Origin of the sequence: Paenibacillus forsythiae T98, assembly GCF_000520735.1 — a bacterium.
GTDB lineage: Bacteria > Bacillota > Bacilli > Paenibacillales > Paenibacillaceae > Paenibacillus_AQ > Paenibacillus_AQ forsythiae.
This window is the reverse complement of record NZ_ASSC01000870.1, coordinates 1-1834: the sequence shown is the minus strand read 5'-3', so window position 1 is coordinate 1834 and position 1834 is coordinate 1. Positions and strand designations below refer to the sequence as shown.

1 protein-coding gene is annotated in these 1834 nt (G+C 63.2%); it reads right to left on the bottom strand.

Annotated elements, in window-relative coordinates; all coding sequences use genetic code 11:
* The coding region (locus L692_RS0126270; protein WP_025702857.1) for a DEAD/DEAH box helicase at window positions 1–1834 on the bottom strand (1834 nt) is incomplete at both ends.

Here is a 1834-nt window from a genome sequence, read left to right as displayed (position 1 = left end):
GAAGGTCCGGCTGCCTGCCCATGGCAGAATGAACAGAGAGTCGCCGCCGGCCGGGAGCACGGAGCGCTGAAGCAGCCCGCTCTCCCGCGCCAGCCGCCTGGCCCGTTCAAGCCGGGCCGCCGCTCTCGGCGCGAGATACGGATACAGCGCCGTATCCCCGAGAATATCCCGGATTTTGGTCATAATCCGGGTATGCACATCACCGCCCGCGCCAAGCCACAGCGTATCGACTTTGCCGCGTGACGCCTTCACGTACACCGCCTTGTGGCGGTTGTCCACCTCTTCTACCTTCCACAGCTTGCCTGCCAGTGTAAAGCAGTAGCCCGGGGGCGGAACGGTCGTAATCGAGCCGATTTCCTCTGTGCCGTTATATACGGCATGCTCCTCATCGTCCTTGAAGACGGCCAGGAAGCGAAAGTTGTTCACGACCTTCTCCCCGGCAAGCCCGACGATCAGGCTGCCCTCGTCCATCTGCTCGATCTGCCCCATCCCAAGCTGGTAAGCCATGAAGGCTTCATAATCCTCTTCGCTGAATCCCTTAAAAGAAGGGAGGGAGAGAACGGCGTCCCGAAGGTCCTCCGGTTCAGCCTCCCCCATGCTCTTCAGGATGCTCATGGTCTGATGGTACAGCAGCCCGACCGGCATTTGCCGTACCATCAGCGGCTCGACCCATCTCTCCCGGACATACAGTTCGATAACGGCGATTGCCCGAAGCAGCGTCCAGGGCATGCGCGCCGGGAGCTGCGCTTCCTCGTCCTCTTCCTCCGGCGTGACGAACATCATCTCTGCGGCGGCGTCGCCCCGCCGTCCCGAGCGGCCCAGCCGCTGCACGAAGCTGGAGCAGCTGTATGGCGCCCCGAGCTGGAGCACCCGCTCCAGCTCGCCAAGGTCGATGCCCAGCTCCAGCGTGAGCGTCGCTGCGGCGACCGCCGGGCCGGGGCCTTCACGGAGCGCGGCCTCTGCCTCCTCCCGCAGCATAGCGGAAATGCTGCCGTGGTGGACGTGGAACACGTCCGGCTCCTGGCGCCTCGCCGCAATGCGCCGCATTTCAAGGATCGCCGTCTCCGCATCGGTGCGGCTGTTGGTGAAGACGAGCGCTTTTTTAAGCCGGGTATGGTCGTAAATATAGTCATAGTACGCCTTGCGGGCAAGCTCCAGCTGCTCGGACTGCTTCTCGTCCCTGGCGTCGGGAAACGAAAAATGCTCAATGCTCAGGCGCAGCTTCCTCCCGCCCTGCGGCGCGGATACCTGCACCCGCTCCCGCGTCCCCGCAGCAAGCCAGCTTGTGGCGGTATCGTAATCGCTGAGCGTGGCGGACAGCCCGATCCGGCGCGGCGAGCAGCCCGCCATACGGGAGATCCTTGCCAGGAGACTGAGCACCTGGATTCCCCGGTCGGCGCCCATAAAGGCATGCACTTCGTCAATAATGATAAAGCGCAGATCGCCAAACAGCGCCGGAATGGCATTCGGACGGTTCATCAGCAGGCCCTCCAGCGACTCGGGGGTAATCTGGAGCACGCCGGACGGATTCTTCATCAGCTTCGTCTTCTCGGCCTGCGGGACATCGCCGTGCCAGTGCCATACGGGGATGCCCCCTTCCAGCAGCAGGTCGTTCAAGCGGGCGAACTGATCGTTGATCAGCGCCTTGAGCGGAGCGATGTACAGAATCCCTACCGAAGATGACGGATTCTCATACAGCCCGGTCAACGCCGGAAAAAAAGCCGCCTCCGTCTTGCCGGACGCGGTTCCCGAGGCGATCAGCAGATGGTCCGGCGATTCCAGCAGCACCCGGCAGGCGTCCACCTGCGCTTCACGCAGCGTCTCCCAGCGGTTT